Consider the following 18,166-nt stretch of genomic DNA (forward strand, 5'->3'; position numbering starts at 1 on the left):
GCTTACTCCGGGTCCGGAATGCCCAGTTTAGTATTCAGACGACCGCGAGATTTATTAAAGATCTTATTCCCGTTCTCACGCCCTGCCCGGCGGCGGCGCTGCTCCTCTTCCGGCAGCTCACGCTCCGTCTGACACAGTTCGCTACAGCAGCCCTTATATTTCTCAGCACATGATGGGCACTGAATAAACAGCAGATGGCAGCCATCGTTCAGACAGTTGGTATGGCTATCGCACGGCGTGCCGCACTGGTGGCAGTGGGCAATGACATCTTCAGAGATGCGCTCTCCCATCCGCTCATCGAAAACAAAGTTCTTGCCGATAAAGCGCACCGGCAGGCCCTGCTCCCGCGCCCGGCGCGCATACTCAATGATGCCGCCCTCGATATGCCATACCTTATTGAAGCCGTTATGCTTCATCCACGCGCTGGCTTTCTCACAGCGGATGCCACCGGTGCAGTACATAACGATCTTCTTATCTTTATGCTCCTGCATCATCTCCACTGCCTTCGGCAGCTGCTCGCGGAAGGTATCCGCTGGGATCTCCAGCGCCTGCTCAAAGTGCCCCACCTCATATTCATAGTGGTTACGCATATCAATAAAGATTGCGTCGGGATCGTCAAGCATGGCATTGACCTCGGCGGCCTTCAAGTACTCACCGACGTCGCTGGCGTCAAAGGTAGGATCGTCAATACCGTCAGCGACGATGCGATCGCGCACCTTCATGCGTAGCACCCAAAACGATTTACCGTCGTCATCGAGCGCCACGTTCAGGCGCAGACCGTCTAATGCCGGGTCAAACGCGTAGAGGCAGTCACGCAGGGCATCAAACTGGCTCTCCGGGACGCTGATCTGGGCGTTAATCCCTTCGTGGGCCAGGTAGACGCGGCCGAATACGTTCAGGGCGGTTAACGCCTTGTACAGCTCGTCGCGGGTAGCCTGCGGATCAACAATGGTAAAGTACTGATAGAATGAGACAGTGATGCGCGGCTCGGTTTCAGCGAGCATACGCGCCTTCAGCTCCTCATTCGAAATGCGGTTGTGTAACACTGGCATGGTGTACGTTTCCTGCAATCTATGAATGATGAATTAAAATCGGGCAGCATCATAAAGCAAATACTGTTAATTTACATCCCCGGCGTTTACGTTACATTGCACACCGTAACGATCATAAGGAGAACAGGTGTTGGAAAACAGGAAAGAGATAACGCATTTACCTCAATTTTCAGCGGCATTGCTGCACCCCCGCTACTGGCTGACGTGGTTCGGCGTAGGCCTTTTATGGCTTATTGTTCAGCTCCCCTATCCGATTCTCTATCGCCTGGGCTGTGGTCTGGGGCGGCTGGCAATGCGTTTTATGAAGCGTCGTGTGCACGTCGCCACGCGCAATCTTGAGCTGTGCTTTCCTGATATGCCCCCTGACGAGCGTCACGCGCTGGTGGTAAAAAACTTTGAGTCTACCGGCATGGGTCTGCTGGAGACCGGCATGGCCTGGTTCTGGTCAAACAGGCGCGTTGCCCGCTGGATGGATGTCATTAACTTTGAGCCTGTTTATGAACTGCAACGGCAAAAACGCGGTATTTTGCTGATCGGCGTTCACTTTTTGACGCTGGAGCTGGGGGCGCGCATGTTTGGCATGCAGTCGCCAGGCATTGGCGTTTACCGTCCCAACGATAATCCGGTGATTGACTGGCTGCAAACCTGGGGGCGTCTGCGCTCCAATAAAACCATGCTCGATCGCAAGGATCTGAAAGGGATGGTGAAGGCGCTGAAGAGCGGTGAGGTGGTCTGGTATGCGCCGGACCACGACTACGGCCCGCGGGCCAGCGTCTTCGTGCCGCTGTTTGCCGTCGATCAGGCCGCCACCACCTCGGGAACCTGGATGCTCTCGCGTCTCTCAGGTGCGGCGCTGGTTCCTTTTGTACCGCGCCGCAAACCGGACGGTAAGGGCTATGAGCTGGTGATGCTGGATCCCGAGCTGTCGCCGCCGCTGGACGATGCTGAAACCACCGCCGCCTGGATGAACAAGATCGTCGAGAAGTGCATTCTGATGGCACCTGAGCAGTATATGTGGCTGCACCGCCGCTTTAAAACTCGCCCCGAAGGCGTGCCGTCACGCTACTAACTTTTGATTCCCGTAACGCCGGATGGCGGCATAATGCCTTATCCGGCCTACGATCCCCAGCGCCCGCACCTCAATTATTTTCCGCAATCATTCTTGTAAAATCTCAGATTCAACTATTCTTTCCCTGAACAACATGTCAATTTCACAGGGAGAAACCAATGACCATGTACGCCACGCTGGAAGAAGCCATTGATGCTGCTCGTGAAGAGTTTCTGGCCAACAGTCCTGAGCTGGACGAAGAGAGTGCCAACATTCAGCAGTTTAATATGCAGAAGTACGTGCTACAGGATGGCGAGATCATGTGGCAGGTGGAATTTTTAGCCGACGAAGGCGAGGACGGGGAGTGTCTGCCGTTATTGACCGGCGAAGCCGCGCAGAGCGTGTTTGACGGCGAGTTTGACGAGATTGAGCTGCGCCAGGAGTGGCTGGAGGAGAATACCCTCCACGAGTGGGATGAGGGCGAATTTCAGCTGCAGCCGCCGCTGGATACCGAAGAGGGTCGCACCGCAGCGGATGAGTGGGACGAGCGCTAACTACTCGTAGGGACCGTGATGCGCATCAATAGGCAGCAGAAGCGTATCAAAAACCAGAGAGAAAGGGAGATCCAGAACGGTGATGTAGCGCCACTTTGAGTCGCGTACGTCCCACTGAACTCCTGGGTAGTACTGGTTCCCATGCCCCTGTCCCGGAATAGTACGGCTGATTATGCTGCCGCACCCGCTAAGCAGCATCGCCATTACTACAACAGTAATTATCCGCATACCTCTCCTTATAAAAAAATACCGGCTGTAGAGCCGGTATTTATTCATCAAACACTAAACAGTTATTTTGTCTTCAGCGCGTCGTATTGGCTAATCCACGACGAGTAACGCTCAGGCGAGGACCAGACACGGTAGTGTAAACGTGACATTGTCACCGGATCGCTCAGCAGCACCAGGCGGCGGTCTCGGGAGAGTTTGTCCGGCGTCTCGTTCAGCGCCTGCTCAACGTGACGGTCGCGGGCGATCTCCAGCACCTGGCTTGCCCGATGACGGGCCGTCGCCATGGCGGTGGCAAGGGCGTTATAGGACGGGTTAAACACCGCGTGCATAAAGCCATTTTCCAGCGACCGCTCACGGTTCAGCGTCAGATACTTGTCAGTATCCACCAGCACCTGCGGCGGCGAGTACTCTTCCGGGATCAGGAACAGCTTCCAGCGCTTAGTACGCAGGCCTACCGTTGCGCGGCTCGAAATCACCGAGACAAATGGGGAGAGGATCAGCGAGACCACGATCGGTGCCAGCCAGAACAGGAAGCGCAGATCCAGCCACGCCATGCCGATTGCCCAGACCAGGCCCAGCAGCATCTGCGAGCCGTGACGCATAAACGCCTCGCCCCACGGGGTAGAGTCATCGTCACGCTGCGGTGAGTTCCAGACCACTTCCCAGCCGAGGAAGGCACTGACCACGAACACGGTGTGGAACAGCATACGTACCGGGGCCAGCAGCACAGAGAACAGCACCTCCAGCAGCAGCGACGCCGTCACGCGCAGGAACCCGCCATACTCTTTCGTCCCCTTGCACCAGATCAGGATAATGCTCAGTAGCTTCGGCAGGAAGAGCAGCACCATGGTCGAGGCAAAGAGCGCGATCGCCAGCTCAGGACGCCACTGCGGCCACACCGGGAACAGCTGACGCGGCTGCAGGAAGTACTGCGGCTCGGTCAGGGCGTGAACCACCTGCAGCGCCGTAGAGAGCGCGAGGAACATAAACCACAGCGGCGCGGAGAGGTAGGACATTACCCCGGTCAGGAACACGGCGCGGTGCACCGGGTGCATCCCTTTTACGAGGAACAACCGGAAGTTCATCAGGTTGCCGTGACACCAGCGGCGGTCGCGTTTCAGCTCATCCAGCAGGTTCGGCGGCAGCTCCTCATAGGAGCCAGGCAGATCGTAGGCGATCCACACCCCCCAACCGGCGCGGCGCATTAGAGCCGCCTCCACAAAGTCGTGGGAGAGGATAGAGCCAGCAAACGAGCCTTCGCCCGGCAGCGGGGCCAGCGCACAGTGCTCGATAAACGGCTGCACGCGGATAATGGCGTTATGGCCCCAGTAGTGCGACTCCCCGAGCTGCCAGAAGTGCAGACCCGCGGTAAACAGCGGCCCGTAAACCCGAGTGGCAAACTGCTGACAGCGTGCATAGAGGGTATCCATCCCGGACGCACGCGGTGAGGACTGGATAATCCCGGCGTTCGGGTTAGCTTCCATCAGACGCACCAGACCGCACAGGCAGTCGCCGGTCATGACGGAGTCCGCATCCAGCACCACCATGTAGCTATACTGGCTGCCCCAGCGACGGCAGAAGTCGTCAATGTTACCGCTTTTACGCTTCACACGACGGCGACGGCGGCGATAGAAGATCTGCCCTTCACCCTGTACCTCGGCAATCAGCTCCATCCATGCCTTTTGCTCTGCTACGCAGATATCGGGGTTGTAGCTATCGCTGAGGATATAGACGTCAAAGTGCTCTGCGTTCCCCGTCGCCTTCACCGACTCCCAGGTTGCGCGCAGGCCAGCAAACACGCGGTCAACGTCCTCGTTACAGATCGGCATGATCAGCGCGGTACGGTGCTGCGGGTTGAGCGGCTCATCTCCGACCGTGGAGGCTGAGATGCTGTATTTGTCGCGGCCTATCAGCAGCTGGAGGAACCCCATCAGCGCCGTCCAGAACCCGGCCGAGACCCAGCAGAAGAGCACCGCAAAGAGGATCAGGATCCCGGTTTGCAGCACGTAGGGTAGAAGCTGCATAAAGGAGACCAGCAGATCCTGTTCCATCATATCTTCCGGGGCAATCAGCGCCCAACCCTGATAGGGAAGAATGGTTTTCATGTACCAGGTGGCCACCACCGTCTGGGCGATGGTCAGCAGCAGCAGAATGTAACGGCGGATAGATCCGACCATACGCCATTTCTGCTCGCTCGCCTGCTGCTCTTTGGTCAGCCGCGACAGGTAACGTGGCGGCACATCGCGCCCGCGCAAGCGATCCCAGAAGCGGCCAATGGGGTTGGTACGCCACGGATCGGGGAACATGGAGGAGCGCTTCGCCTCAGGCATGGCCTTCAGCTGGGTACGCCCTTCGTGATCCTTGATGAGCTGGCCTTCCGCCAGCGAATCTGGCCAGGCATGCTCAAGACGTGCCTGCACTGAACCCAGCGGGCTGTCATCGTCCCGCTCGTAGCGGCGATGTTCAGCATCCAGCGCTTCGTGCACGCCGCGCAGATCCGTTGTCGGCAGCGCCGCTCTCTCTTCAACAGAGAGAGACAGCGCGTCGATATATTCAGTTGTCTTATTCATTGGCAGGTAGCTGGTAGCTCCAGGTTTCACTCAGCGGCTGCTCGGCATTTACCAGCGCAGCACGCATATCGGTCGTCTTTTTCTGGTCTTTAACCTTAAGGCGCAAGGTTAAACGCCATCCCTGAGTGACCGGGTTATAGCGCACAACATTTTCAACAATTTCACCGTTATCACCGATGCTGACCTGGGCAGAGACCGGGGTGTCCTGCGGCAGCTTTTTCATCTCTTCACCGGTGAAGTCAACAATAAACGCCAGGGTGCCGTCCGGCTGGCGGATCAGGTTGGACTGTTTGACATCGCCCGTTGAGCGGCGCGTCTGGGTGACCCAGGCGTTATCCGGCGCGTGCAGTTTGTCTTCGTCGCGGCTAAAGGTGATGGTGTACTTGAAGTTCATCTCTTTACCGGCTTCCGGCAGCTGATCCGGCGTCCAGTAAGCCACGATGTTGTCGTTGGTCTCATCGTTGGTCGGGATCTCAACCAGCTCGATTTTGCCTTTGCCCCACTCGCCTTTAGGCGTTACCCAGGCGCTGGGACGCAGATCGTAGCGATCGTCGAGGTCTTCGAAGCGGTTAAACTCGCGGCCACGCTGCAGCAGGCCAAAGCCCTGCGGATTTTCCATCGCATAGCTGCTGACGGCGAGGTGTTTCGGGTTGTTCAGCGGACGCCAAATCCACTCGCCGTTGCCGGCATGCATAGAGAGACCGTTAGAGTCATGCAGCTCAGGACGGAAGTTGGTTGCCGGTGACGGCTGGTTTGGTCCAAACAGGAACATGCTGGTCAGCGGCGCGACGCCCAGCTTGCCGACCTTATCACGCAGGTAGACCTTTGACTGCACGTCTACCACGGTGTCACGCCCCGGGATCACTACAAAGCGGTAAGCGCCGGTCGCACGCGGCGAATCCAGCAGCGCGTAGATGGTCAGGCGTTTATCGGTAGGTTTCGGACGCTCCACCCAAAATTCACGGAAGTGTGGAAACTCTTCGCCGGACGGCAGCGCGGTGTCGATAGCAAGGCCACGGGCAGAGAGTCCGTAGACCTGCCCGGCACCAAGGACGCGGAAGTAGCTCGCTCCCAGCATGCTGACAATTTCATCATTCTTGTCTTTGCTGTTGATAGGATAGAGAACCTTGAAGCCGGCGAAGCCTAAATCTTTGACCGTGTCCTTATCGTGCTGGACGTTGCCAAAGTTGAAATAGTCCGGGCTGTACTTGATCTTATGCACCGCCGTCGCCGTCACTTCATTGACGGTTACCGGCAGGTCGAAGTACATACCCTGATGATAGAATTCAAGCTTGAATGGGGTCTTAACGTTGTTCCAGTACGCTTTATCGTGATTGAACTGAATCTGCTGATAGTCCGCGTATTTCATGTCACGGAAGACAGAGGGCAGGTTGCTTTTCGGGGCTTCATAGCCTTTTGCGGCTAACGACTGCGCCTGTTTTGCTACGTCATCGATGTTAAAGGCCCAACCCGATGAAGAGTACAGGGATAACAGCACCGCTGCGCCTAACCAACGCATTTTCATCACTTGTAGATTATGTTTCATAATAACTAAGCACTTCCCCCTTTGTGTGCTTAAATCGATCCGATCTATTTTAATGGTATTTCAGGCAATCCGACAACTTAATCCCCGCTTTGTTCGGTCACTGGCTCAGTGGATAAGCAAATAAAAGCAACACCTTGCCAATTACGCGTTTCTCCTGGAGACAGGCTGCCACGCTTAGTGTAGGGTTGCCAACGAATGTAATCATAACTGGCCTTAGGGATAAGGCGATAAGTCTGATATTGCACGGAGTGATATGAGTAAAATACCCGCACAGCGCGAATACTTTCTGGATTCCATTCGCGCGTGGCTGATGCTGTTAGGCATCCCCTTTCATATCTCATTGATCTACTCAAGCCACGTCTGGCATGTGAACAGCGCTACGCCTTCGTGGTGGCTGACCCTGTTCAACGACTTTATTCACGCCTTCCGGATGCAGGTCTTCTTTGTTATCTCCGGCTACTTCTCTTATATGCTCTATCTGCGCTACCCCATGAAGCGCTGGTGGAAAGTGCGCGTCGAGCGCGTAGGCATTCCAATGCTGACCGCTATCCCGCTGTTAACGCTGCCGCAGTTTCTGATGCTGCAGCATGTTAAAGGCAAGGCCGACAGCTGGCACACCCTCTCGGTTTATGACAAGTATAATACCTTAGTATGGGATCTTGTTTCCCACCTCTGGTTTTTACTGGTGCTGGTGGTGCTAACAACGCTGGGGCTGGTGCTGTTCCGTAAGCTCAAGCAGGCGGTGGCGGTTAACCCGGATGCGCTGCTAGCCCAGCTTACGCTACCTAAACTCACGCTGCTGTTTCTGCTGCTTGGCGTGCTCTATGCCGCTATCCGCCGCAGCCTGCTGGTTATTTATCCTCCCCTCCTCAGCGATGGTCTGTTTAACTTTGCCGTGATGCAAACCCTGTTCTATCTGCCGTTTTTTGTGCTGGGGGCGCTGACCTTTATTACGCCTAAGCTGAAGGCGCTCTTCACCACGCCGTCGTGGGGTTGCTCTCTGGGCGCGGCACTGGCCTTTGTCGCCTATCTGCTTAACCAGCGCTACGGCAGCGGCGATGCGTGGATGTATGAGACGGAAAGCGTGATTACGATGGTGATGGGGCTGTGGATGGTGAACGTGGTCTTCTCTCTGGGGCATCGACTGCTTAACTTCCAGTCATCCCGCGTGACCTACTTCGTCAACGCATCGCTGTTTATCTATCTGGTGCACCATCCGCTGACGCTGCTCTTTGGCGCATGGATCACCCCCCATATTCACTCGAATACGCTGGGCTTTATCTGCGGGTTAATTTTTGTGGTGGGCTGCGCCGTTGCGCTTTATGAAGTGCATCTCCGCATTCCGCTGCTGCGTTTTCTCTTTTCCGGCAAGCCCGAAGTCACTAAAGCGCAGCCGAAACAGGTGCAAAACTAGCTTAGAGGAGCCATTCCACCGGCAACCGGGATGCTAATCGCACCAGCATCCGTTGCCAGAAGCGCGTTTTTGGCTCCTTCTTTAATACTCTCTCCTGACCGTCCTGGGTGTCGATCCAGTTAATTCTCCCCCAGCGGTCAAGGCGCAGCTCCCAGGCCGCCTCACGCTGACTTTGCTGAAAACGGTGGTGAATAACCTGCGCCAGCGGTTCGCTCTCGATCACAAAGCCCATCTCGGTATTGAGCATAGCCGAGCGGGGATCGAAATTAAACGAGCCGATAAACACCTTCGCGCCGTCGATGCTAAAGGTTTTGGCGTGGAGGCTTGAACCGGAGTTCCCCGTCAAACCGCGGTCGTGAATATGGCGGCCCCCTTCCCGGGTTGGCTTGAGTTCGTATAGCGCCACGCCGTGGCGCAGCAGCTTTTTACGCCAGCGCGCATAGCCCGCGTGCACCACCGCCACATCGTTTGCCGCCAGAGAGTTGGTAAGAATGGCGATTTTCACGCCCTTGCGTACCATCTGCAGCAGCTGAGCCACCCCGGCGCGGGTCGGGACAAAATAGGCCGAGATAATATCGATCTGCTGCTGCGGCATCCCCATTACCTTCACCAGGCGCTGCGGCAGTAGGGTATGCTCCCGCGCCCTGCCCTGCCCCTTGCGTGGGTCGTCGCTCAGCAGGCGGGTTTTAGCCCACAGCAGCGGCAGGGTTCCCGCCTCAAGCCGAGTAGAGAAGTGGGACGTTTCAAGCTTGGAGAGGTAGCGCTGGGCTGTCTCGTCGTTGTACCAGGACTCGGGAACCTGGATCTGCCCGTCGATATCCCCGTCCTCTATATCGAGCACCTTTTGCAGGGTAGAAACCGACTGGCAGGTCCAGTAGCGTTCAAAGTCTGTGACCACATCCTGAACCACCGGCCCAATTGCCAGCACGTCAAGATCTGAAAAGAGCGGCTGCTCACCAGCGCCAAAATAGGCATCGCCGATATTTCTGCCGCCGACAATGGTCACTTCTCCATCCGCGGTGAAGCTTTTATTGTGCATACGCCGATTGAGACGGGCAAAGTCGGTAAGATACCCGAAGGCTCTGAAGAGACGAAACGAAAAGGGATTAAAGAGGCGAACGTCGATATTGGCATGGGCATCCAGTTTGCGCAGAATATCATCCAGTCCCTGGGTATTGTTATCGTCCAGCAGCAGACGGATCGTGACCCCACGCCGGGCTGCCTTGAGTAGCTGTGACAGCAGGAGCCGCCCGGACATGTCGTCTTCCCAGATATAGTACTGGATATCCAGGCTTTTCTCGGCCATCTCAATCAGCCGGTAGCGTGCGGCAAAAGCGTCAAGGCTATTGTCCAGGGCCAGAATGCCGCATTCGTCAGGATGGGCGGCGCAGGCCGGGGCGATAGCGCGCCCCAGCCGCGTATTATGCGTCTGGTTCGTCACCCTGCTGGGTGAGTAGTCGTTGATAAAGCCGGGCATTTTCATCGTCATAACAGACAAAGTATACCTGACCAATCGACGGATGACGGGTTAGATAATCCGAAACCGTAGCGACAGCAATCTCCGCCGCGGCCGGTTTAGGGAAACCGTATATGCCGGTACTGATTGCCGGAAACGCCACCGAGTGATAGCCGTTGGCCTCGGCCAGCTTCAGGCTATTACGGTAGGCATCCTCCAGCAGGCGCTGCTCATGATCCTCACCGCCGCGCCAGATTGGCCCTACAGTATGGATCACCGCCTTCGCCGGTAGCGCCCCGGCAAGGGTGATCACGGCATGGCCCGGCGGACACTCGCCCTGCTGCTCCCGCACGGTTTTACATGCAGCCAGCAGCGCCGGTCCGGCGGCACGGTGGATAGCGCCATCTACGCCGCCCCCGCCCATTAAGGAAGGGTTAGCCGCATTAACAATGACATCGACCTGTAATGTAGTGATGTCACCCTGAATAACCTCCATACGCGATTGCATATTTGCCTCTCTTATCTCATCGCTTTCAACTAAGTGTATAGCAGGGTGTGGCAGGCGGGAGAAATTACACGGCGTTCGGCCAGACGGTATAGCGGTACAGCAGATTGATTTTACACCGGATATTGCTGCGTTATTGCTCAGCTGGCCACTGCTGCACGAGATGCAGGGCATCGCCGTCCGTGACCGTAACAACCACTTTGACAGTATCTTTTGGCGAGATATTCATACTCAGGCGTGCAAGTTTTGTTGGCTGGTTAGCTTGCAGGGTCAGGGTCTTTCGCTGTTGGGTATTACTCTGCCCGCTTACGCCTGCGTGGACGGTGAGGATCTGGATCTGGCATACGCAGGGCTGGGACAGGACAACCTGTGGCGTAATGGTATAGATATCCTCCTGACGCTCGGTCAGAAACGTAATCTGGCTGGCAAGGGCGGTAACTAAAAGCAAGGGGTGCATAGCGGCCTCCTGATAAAAAAACAGGGCCGAAGCCCTGTTTTTTCGTACCAGATATGATTAGTACTGGTTAGCCGTTGCGTTGTTGCCGTAGCCAACCTGACGTACTTCAACGTAAGACTGAGACGCGGTCTGGTTAACCAGCGCGCCGTTAGCAGTACCGTACTGGCGTACGTCGATATCAGAGTGGCGGCTATTCCACTGGTCGATAGTGGCGTTGTTACGAGAACCGTTCTGTGACAGGGTGATAGAGCTGTCATCAGAACCCTGGCCTACGTCTGCGGCGTTACGTGAGCCATGCTGAGTCACGGTCAGATCGGAGTCACGAGCATCGGTCTGCAGAGCCAGCGCGGAGTTATTGCTGCCGTACTGGAAAATGCTTAATTCAGAATTCGGGCCGCCGTAGCTGCCGCCACCATATTGACCAACGGAACCTGCGAAAGCGCTGCCTGAAATAACGATCGCTGCCAATGCTGCCACTTTAATGAATTTCATGGTAAACTCCCATCGGATTGATATATTTGATTCACAATGGATTTAGCGTTGAATAACGCGAATAGCCATTTGTGATTGCCTCTGCACTACAACTGCCGTTTTTTGCGTACCATACTGCGTAATATTCGCTTTGTTACCCGAACCTTTCTGGATAATCATTGCGGTATTACCATATGCACCCTGCGTTATACTCGCGTCATTAGCACTGCCTGACTGATCGATATACGCAAAGTTATAGGCTCCTGCCTGATCAATCTTTGCCCGGTTATTTGCCCCTTCCTGGGAGATAACAGCGTGCATTTTAGATCCATCCTGACGTAGCTGGGCGCTATTATTGGTACCGTCCTGGCCAATTATCGCAGCCTGATTGTAAGACGTTTTACTCAATTCATTTACCGCGAAGTTATATTCCGATACAGCCAGATCATAACCTGACGCGGCGGCTATCCCAGGCGCACCCAGCATTGTTAACACCATAATCAACATTCTGTTTTTCATGTTGTCACCTGGACCTGGATTATTCTCACTGATGAATATTATGCTCCACTGCAATTAACGTATTTTTACATCCGTTAACGCTGCGTTACGGAAAAGAGTATGTAGCGGCAAATATCAATAATATCTCACCCAGCGGTGGTATTTTTATCTATATGTTCACCTTAAAGTGCTAACGTCCTAAAAAATAGTCGAATGATGCATACAATAAATTTTGCGACGGAAGTTTGGTACAGGTTTGAGCGTTATAACAACCGGAACTGAGTTATGCCCCGGTAGCAGCCATATGCAGGTATACATAAAAATTTTGTGGTTTTGCGATCACCAAAGCAACTTTCTTCTCCCTCTGCGTGCCTTTGATAACGCCCACTCATAAAATTTAACTGCATAAAAAAATCAAAATGTTTAATTTCAAGATATATTTGCTTTAATAACAATAAGTTAAAATAATTTGTATGATTTTTAAATGTGATGCAAAAGTATTAACTTGTACAACTTTTCCATGAAATTTAAACATCAAAATTTCGTCTAAATTACATTTTAAAATTTACTTTTACATTTTGTTACATGTTTAACACTTGATTTAAGATTGGTAATGGCTAGATTGAAATCAGCAGTATGTTTGAGTTTTGTTAAATTTTGCCCTTAGGGCTCACTCTTATTGATTACACACAGCAGTGCAACATCTGTCAGTACTTCTGGATACCCCAGTAAGACCTGGGGAAAAAGACAGGTGTACCAACAAGCGGGGTTTATTATGTTTAACGAAGTCCAGAGTTTTCAAAGTCAATCTATTCTCTTGATTACTAAACCTTCCTTACAAGCTGCTGCTTTGCTGCAGCATCTGAAACAATCCCTCTCTCTGTCCGGGAAAGTGCATAATATTCAACGCTCTCTGGATGATATATCGCCCGGAAGCGTGATTCTGTTCGACATGATGGAGGCGGATAAAAAGCTGATCCATTACTGGCAGGACAATTTAGGTAGGAAAAACAACGCAGTGAAGCTGTTACTGCTCAATACGCCAGATGAATACCCGTTCCGTGACATAGAGAGCTGGCCACACATCAACGGCGTTTTCTACGTGACGGAAGATCAGTCCCGGGTCGTTGACGGTCTGCTTAGCGTGCAGCGTGGGGAGTGCTACTTCTCTCAGAAGCTTGCCAGCTACCTCATTACCCACTCCGGTAACTACCGTTACAACAGCTCCGAAGCCGCGCTGCTCACGCACCGGGAGAAGGAGATCCTAAATAAGCTGCGAATTGGTGCCTCGAATAACGAGATTGCCCGTTCGCTGTTTATTAGCGAAAACACAGTAAAAACCCATCTCTACAATCTTTTCAAGAAGATATCTGTAAAAAATCGTACACAGGCGGTCTCCTGGGCTAACGACAACCTCAGGCGATAATCCCATGAAACGGTTCGTTGCATGGTTTGCAGCCGCAGGTCTTCTGCTGGCTGCCGGGAACCTGCGCGCTGTCGAAGTGGAAGTTCCCGGATTGCTGACCGATCGTACGGTCTCTTCTGTTGGACACGATTTTTATCGTGCTTTTAGTGATAAATGGGAAAGCAGTTATACAGGGAACCTGAGCATCAATGAACGTCCCAGCGCACGGTGGGGAAGTTGGATAACCATTACGGTCAATCAAGACGTGGTATTCCAGACATTTTTATTTCCTACTAAACGCGACTTTGACAACAACGTCAACGCCGCGATAGCGCAAACCCAGGAAGCACTGGATCGCCGGCAGATCGATCAAGCTTTGCTTGGTACTGGCGATTTAGCGCGAGATGAATTCTAAAACACGATAAATTTCTTTCGGAGGCTCACATGCGTATTGCCTGTGCCATAGTCACGCTTTTGCTTGTCTCGCCGTCAATATGGGCTGGAAATATGACCTTCCAGTTTCGCAACCCTAATTTTGGTGGCAACCCCAATAACGGCGCGTTTTTATTAAATAGCGCCCAGGCGCAAAACTCCTATAAAGATCCGGATTATGACGATACTTACGGAATAGAAACACCTTCTGCACTGGATAACTTTACCCAGGCAATTCAGTCCCAGGTATTGGGAGGATTACTGACCAACATTAATACTGGCAAGCCGGGAAGAATGATCACCAGTGATTTTATTGTTGATATCGCTAATAACGACGGGCAGCTTCAGCTCAACGTAACAGATCGCAAAACCGGGAAAACATCCACTATAGAGGTGTCGGGTTTACAGAGTGGTTCAACCGACTTTTAAAGCACAGCTACCGTTTTTACAGGAATAATAATTATGCAGCGCTTACTCACCATGCTGGCTGTCTGTTTACTCAGCGGATGCTTAACGGCACCACCGAAAGAAGCAGCCAAACCAACATTAATGCCTCGGGCCCAAAGTTATCAAGATTTAACCCATCTGCCGATGCCAACCGGTAAGATATTTGTCTCTGTTTATAATATTCAGGATGAAACCGGACAGTTTAAAGCCTATCCGGCGAGTAACTTCTCTACCGCAGTCCCGCAGAGCGCCACCTCTATGCTTGTCACGGCGCTGAAGGATTCACGCTGGTTTATTCCGCTTGAGCGCCAGGGGCTGCAGAACCTGCTTAACGAGCGGAAGATCATTCGTGCGGCGCAGGAGAACGGCACGGTGGCGGTTAATAACCGCTTCCCGCTTCAGTCGCTGACTGCGGCTAACGTGATGGTCGAAGGCTCGATTATCGGCTATGAGAGCAACGTGAAGTCCGGTGGAGTGGGTGCGCGTTACTTTGGCATCGGGGCCGACACCCAGTACCAGCTTGACCAGGTCGCGGTTAACCTGCGCGTGGTCAATGTGAGTACCGGAGAGATCCTGTCGTCGGTCAACACCAGCAAGACGATCCTCTCCTATGAGGTGCAGGCCGGGGTGTTCCGCTTCATTGACTACCAGCGTCTGTTGGAGGGTGAGGTCGGCTTTACTGCGAACGAACCCGTCATGCTGTGTCTGATGTCAGCGATTGAAACCGGGGTGATTTACCTAATTAACGATGGTATCGATCGCGGGCTGTGGGATCTGCAAAACAAGGCGGAGAGCGAAGATCCGATTCTGGTGAAATACCGCCATATGGCGACGCCGCCAGAGTCGTAATTGCTCCTGAGCACTATCGAAGCGTGGCGGACTACTCCGCCACGCTTTTTTTTGCGCTGGCGTTGGCCGCTCTTTCGCGCCAGCTGGCCAGCCACAGGCCGCTGTTCTTCATGGCATAGCCAAACAGTAAGCCGACGGCCAGCGACGGAACGACAGTTCGCCAGTCGCCCTGCCCGGCAAAGGTAGCACAGGCACCAATAAAGGTGCCAGGAACAAAGGAGAGTAATAGACTCTTCGCCTGGATGCACATCAGGAAGGCCACAACGCCAGTGAGCAGATAGCTAACGATGCTCAAATGCGGACTTAACGCGCTGCCGTAGATAATCACCTCTGCCCAGGCTACGCCGCTCATTACCGTAAAGGCGGAAATTAACAGCCCTTTCACCCCACCCTGCGGACAGGCAAAATAGGCCGTACAGCCGAGGAAACCGGCCCAGCTCAGCAGGCCCAATGAGACGGCAACCCAGCCCCAGAGACCTGAGAGAATGCCGGTCGTTAATGCAATTGAGAAGAGTATGTTCATGGCGCGCATCTTAGCAGAAGCGTGCCATTGAAGTGAGATCGCCCGCACGTTATTTGTAATCTGGCGATTATTGTTGCATGAATATTGTGATTTATATCACGCTATTCTGCGGTTCCTTCCTCAAGCTCATCCCACATGGCTGCGATAGCGTCCCGGGTGAGCGACGCCATGGTGCGCCAGAAGGGTGTTACCGCATGGGCTTCGACTTTACCAAGGAATGTCCCGCACCATGGCAGCAGGTAATCAGCAAACAGGGTCTCCAGGGCCTCGCTCTCATCCTCCGCTGCATTATCTTCCAGCCAGGAGGCAGCCAGCAGCAGAGTACCAAAGTGATCCGCTGGCACATCGGTCAGCGGCATACCCCGGGCGGCCAAAAATGCTCTGACCTCTGCCTCGTTTGCCCCCTCCTGCCACGCATGGCGATATGGCGCAACGCTGCACTCGTCGCCGATGAACAGATTGTGGTAATCCGTCACCAGAGCGGGATCGTCAACGCTCTTTTGCAGACGGGCCAGCAGCTCATCCTGCTCCAGCGGCCAGTTTGCTGCCAGCTTGCCCTCGCGAATCAGCGTATAGAGCGGGGCTAAAAGCGGATCCTCAGGCTGGCGGTAGTAGAGTGAGCCAAGCACGCGGCAGAGGATTGAAAACTCGTTCATTATGGGTTCCGTTAAAAAATTAAAGTTCAGCAAACTCGGCAATCGGCGGCATTCCGCGCGATTCCAGGAAGTTTAACAGGCGGCGCGGCGAGACGTTAAGGATCCGATCTTCGGGAAAACCGACGTCATCCAGCACCTTGCGGCACTCGGTAAAATCACCCAGCGAAAAGGCGGTGTGCGAGTCGGATCCTAATGCTACCCAGCCCCCGGCATCACGCACGGCGGCGGCGATAGCCCGGCAGTTCGCCTCGCTGCCCTTGCGCGAGTGGAGGAAAGAGGAGTTATTGATCTCCAGTGCAACATCATACTTCGCCGCCGCTGCGGCAATCGCCGGAATATCCACAGGATATTTTGGATTTCCCGGGTGGCTGATGATATGCACGTTACCGCTGGCCATAGTAGCAATCATTGCTGCGGTATGGGTGTCTTGATCCTGCGGGGCGAACACAGGTTCATGAAAGCCGGCGATAATCAGATCCAGCGCGGGCAGCATCGGCCCGGTGCAGTCAATCTCACCGGCGATATTTTTAATGTTGGCCTCAATACCGCGCAGGATCCCTACCCCATCCACCAGCCGCGGCCAGATACGCATATTCACGAAGTGCCAGTAGTGCGGCGCATCGGCCATATCGGGGCCGTGGTCGGTGATAGCAAAAAGCTTAAGGCCTTTGCTTTTGGCAATCGCAATATAGTCGTGGAGGGTGCTGTAAGCGTGGGTGCTGGCAACGGTATGCATGTGCAGGTCAACGGGGTACATGACGCTCTCCTCAGTTAATAATGCTCAAGGATAACAGGAATTATTACCCTTTTTAATGAAAACCCAGTGCTAGTAGCCGCGGGTCCGGTCAACCTGTCCAGTTACCGGCTCGCCCTGCTCCAGCTTTGTTATGGTCCTGGCAATATAGTCGATAGCCTCATTCGGGCGCGTCACGGCAGCAATGTGTGGGGTCATTGCAACCTGCGGATGCGCCCATAGCGGGCTGCTGGCCGGAAGCGGCTCTTTGCTAAAGACGTCCAGCATGGCTCCTTTCACTTTGCCGCAATCAAGCGCTTTAAGAAGATCTTCTTCAACAACATGCACGCCGCGGGCAAGGTTGAGCAGATAAGCGTTATCCACCAGCTGGTTCAGCAGCGGTAGATTAATAATGCCCTGGGTCTCTGGGGTATTAGGCAAGAGGTTAATCAAGACGCGGGTTCCTTTCAGGAAATTCCCCAGCTCGGCTTCGCCGGCAAAGCTCTCAACTCCGGGCCAGGATTTGCGGCTACGGCTCCAGCAGCGCAGCGGGAAGCCCCATGCCTGAAGGCTTTCAGCTACTTTCGACCCCAGCACGCCTGCGCCAAGGATGCCGATGGTAAAGTCTTCGCGTTGGTACTCCTCCAGCTCCTGCCAGCGGGCCTGTTGTTTTTGCGCCTGGTAATCATCAAAGCGTCGGAACCAGTGCAATACCTGGCTCACGGCATACTCCTGCATCTGCAATGCCATGCCGGTGTCCTCGAGGCGGAACAGCGGGATGGATTCCGGCAGCATATCCGGGTTGGCGTTAAGCTGGCTAAGAATGGAGTCCACGCCTGCGCCGAGAGCAAAGACCGCTTTCAGTTTACGGCCCTGCAACATTTCTACCGGAGGATGCCAGACCAGCGCATAGTCGGCGGGTTCGTTATCGCCTGGCTTCCATTCACGGACCCGTGAATGGGGAAGTGCCTGGGAAAGTTTATCCAGCCAAAATTGCGTATCGAATGACGGGTGATAGAAGATGATATCCATACTGACTCCAGATGCGATCGTGCTTTGGTTTCGTTGAATTGTTATCTATTGATGAGGATAACAAATTTGTTCTGCGCTCAGGGATAAAGGTTACTGATGATAAAAAAAACAGTTCCTGGATATTTAGAAAGCACGTTGCTTGAAGTTTGTCTAAACGCGCTAAATTATTGAAAAAGAGGATTGACGGTGGGAGCGGATTTCCCTACATTAGCGCCGTCCCAGCGATGCTGGGAAGACAATATGGTGAGGTGTCCGAGTGGCTGAAGGAGCACGCCTGGAAAGTGTGTATA

20 protein-coding genes are annotated in these 18,166 nt (G+C 54.0%); 7 read left to right on the plus strand and 13 right to left on the minus strand.

Annotated features, from left to right (window positions below; genetic code table 11):
* Positions 1 to 2: 2 nt before the first annotated feature.
* A complete protein-coding gene (locus RTN40_RS11590) occupies positions 3 to 1,052 on the minus strand; it encodes a rhodanese-related sulfurtransferase (protein WP_312228587.1) in 1,050 nt (349 codons plus the stop codon).
* Positions 1,053 to 1,200: 148 nt separating this feature from the next.
* Here RTN40_RS11590 and RTN40_RS11595 point away from each other — a divergent pair, with 148 nt between their 5' ends.
* Entirely contained in the window at positions 1,201 to 2,121 is a 921-nt protein-coding gene (locus RTN40_RS11595) for a Kdo(2)-lipid IV(A) acyltransferase (protein WP_312228615.1), read from the plus strand.
* Between the two features lie 158 nt (positions 2,122 to 2,279).
* On the plus strand, positions 2,280 to 2,654 hold the full coding sequence (locus RTN40_RS11600; RefSeq protein ID WP_312228588.1) for a MysB family protein: 375 nt from the start codon (positions 2,280 to 2,282) through the stop codon (positions 2,652 to 2,654).
* On the opposite strand, the gene RTN40_RS11605 is transcribed toward RTN40_RS11600, so the two are convergent.
* The 3 genes from RTN40_RS11605 to mdoG form a co-directional block, all read right to left on the minus strand.
* Positions 2,655 to 2,882 (minus strand): YceK/YidQ family lipoprotein, encoded by a 228-nt coding sequence (locus RTN40_RS11605; protein WP_312228589.1) that lies wholly within the window; start codon positions 2,880 to 2,882, stop codon positions 2,655 to 2,657.
* 62 nt (positions 2,883 to 2,944) lie between these two features.
* Positions 2,945 to 5,452: a glucans biosynthesis glucosyltransferase MdoH gene (gene mdoH, locus RTN40_RS11610; protein WP_312228590.1), complete on the minus strand. Its 2,508-nt coding sequence runs from the start codon at positions 5,450 to 5,452 to the stop codon at positions 2,945 to 2,947.
* Complete coding sequence (gene mdoG, locus RTN40_RS11615) at positions 5,445 to 6,980, minus strand: glucans biosynthesis protein MdoG (RefSeq protein WP_312228616.1); 1,536 nt, start codon at positions 6,978 to 6,980, stop codon at positions 5,445 to 5,447. Before mdoG ends, mdoH begins: the two co-directional genes overlap by 8 nt.
* A gap of 271 nt (positions 6,981 to 7,251) precedes the next feature.
* Between mdoG and mdoC the strand changes: the two genes are divergently transcribed.
* A complete protein-coding gene (gene mdoC, locus RTN40_RS11620; RefSeq protein WP_312228591.1) occupies positions 7,252 to 8,412 on the plus strand; it encodes a glucans biosynthesis protein MdoC in 1,161 nt (386 codons plus the stop codon).
* Between the two features lies 1 nt (position 8,413).
* Here mdoC and RTN40_RS11625 read toward each other — a convergent pair whose 3' ends face one another.
* From RTN40_RS11625 to csgB, 5 genes are all read right to left on the minus strand, one after another.
* Complete coding sequence (locus tag RTN40_RS11625; RefSeq protein ID WP_312228592.1) at positions 8,414 to 9,901, minus strand: phospholipase D family protein; 1,488 nt, start codon at positions 9,899 to 9,901, stop codon at positions 8,414 to 8,416.
* Entirely contained in the window at positions 9,834 to 10,376 is a 543-nt protein-coding gene (gene ymdB, locus RTN40_RS11630) for an O-acetyl-ADP-ribose deacetylase (RefSeq protein ID WP_312228593.1), read from the minus strand. Before ymdB ends, RTN40_RS11625 begins: the two co-directional genes overlap by 68 nt.
* A gap of 130 nt (positions 10,377 to 10,506) precedes the next feature.
* The gene (gene csgC, locus RTN40_RS11635) at positions 10,507 to 10,830 is read right to left on the minus strand and encodes a curli assembly chaperone CsgC (RefSeq protein WP_312228594.1); all 324 of its coding nucleotides are present in this window, start codon (positions 10,828 to 10,830) and stop codon (positions 10,507 to 10,509) included.
* Positions 10,831 to 10,887: 57 nt separating this feature from the next.
* On the minus strand, positions 10,888 to 11,322 hold the full coding sequence (gene csgA, locus RTN40_RS11640) for a curli major subunit CsgA (RefSeq protein WP_103819492.1): 435 nt from the start codon (positions 11,320 to 11,322) through the stop codon (positions 10,888 to 10,890).
* Positions 11,323 to 11,364: 42 nt separating this feature from the next.
* On the minus strand, positions 11,365 to 11,820 hold the full coding sequence (gene csgB, locus RTN40_RS11645; protein WP_312228595.1) for a curli minor subunit CsgB: 456 nt from the start codon (positions 11,818 to 11,820) through the stop codon (positions 11,365 to 11,367).
* Positions 11,821 to 12,574: 754 nt separating this feature from the next.
* Here csgB and csgD point away from each other — a divergent pair.
* The 4 genes from csgD to csgG are packed head-to-tail and all read left to right on the plus strand — an operon-like array spanning position 12,575 to position 14,932.
* Complete coding sequence (csgD, locus tag RTN40_RS11650; protein WP_042392665.1) at positions 12,575 to 13,225, plus strand: biofilm master transcriptional regulator CsgD; 651 nt, start codon at positions 12,575 to 12,577, stop codon at positions 13,223 to 13,225.
* Between the two features lie 4 nt (positions 13,226 to 13,229).
* Complete coding sequence (gene csgE, locus RTN40_RS11655) at positions 13,230 to 13,619, plus strand: curli production assembly/transport protein CsgE (RefSeq protein WP_312228596.1); 390 nt, start codon at positions 13,230 to 13,232, stop codon at positions 13,617 to 13,619.
* Between the two features lie 29 nt (positions 13,620 to 13,648).
* Positions 13,649 to 14,065, plus strand: coding sequence for a curli production assembly/transport protein CsgF (gene csgF / locus RTN40_RS11660; protein WP_312210714.1), 417 nt, complete (start codon positions 13,649 to 13,651; stop codon positions 14,063 to 14,065).
* 33 nt (positions 14,066 to 14,098) lie between these two features.
* Positions 14,099 to 14,932, plus strand: a complete 834-nt coding sequence (gene csgG, locus RTN40_RS11665; protein WP_312228597.1) for a curli production assembly/transport protein CsgG — start codon at positions 14,099 to 14,101, stop codon at positions 14,930 to 14,932.
* A 31-nt stretch (positions 14,933 to 14,963) separates the two neighbouring features.
* On the opposite strand, the gene RTN40_RS11670 is transcribed toward csgG, so the two are convergent.
* From RTN40_RS11670 to ghrA, 4 genes are all read right to left on the minus strand, one after another.
* Positions 14,964 to 15,455, minus strand: a complete 492-nt coding sequence (locus RTN40_RS11670; RefSeq protein WP_312228598.1) for a DUF1097 domain-containing protein — start codon at positions 15,453 to 15,455, stop codon at positions 14,964 to 14,966.
* 101 nt (positions 15,456 to 15,556) lie between these two features.
* A complete protein-coding gene (locus RTN40_RS11675; protein WP_312228599.1) occupies positions 15,557 to 16,111 on the minus strand; it encodes a molecular chaperone in 555 nt (184 codons plus the stop codon).
* Between the two features lie 19 nt (positions 16,112 to 16,130).
* Positions 16,131 to 16,868: a phosphatase gene (locus tag RTN40_RS11680; protein WP_312228600.1), complete on the minus strand. Its 738-nt coding sequence runs from the start codon at positions 16,866 to 16,868 to the stop codon at positions 16,131 to 16,133.
* 69 nt (positions 16,869 to 16,937) lie between these two features.
* Entirely contained in the window at positions 16,938 to 17,876 is a 939-nt protein-coding gene (gene ghrA, locus RTN40_RS11685; protein ID WP_312228601.1) for a glyoxylate/hydroxypyruvate reductase GhrA, read from the minus strand.
* Between the last annotated feature and the right edge of the window lie 290 nt (positions 17,877 to 18,166).

The sequence above is a fragment of the Pseudescherichia sp. genome (assembly GCF_031987975.1).
GTDB lineage: Bacteria > Pseudomonadota > Gammaproteobacteria > Enterobacterales > Enterobacteriaceae > Pseudescherichia.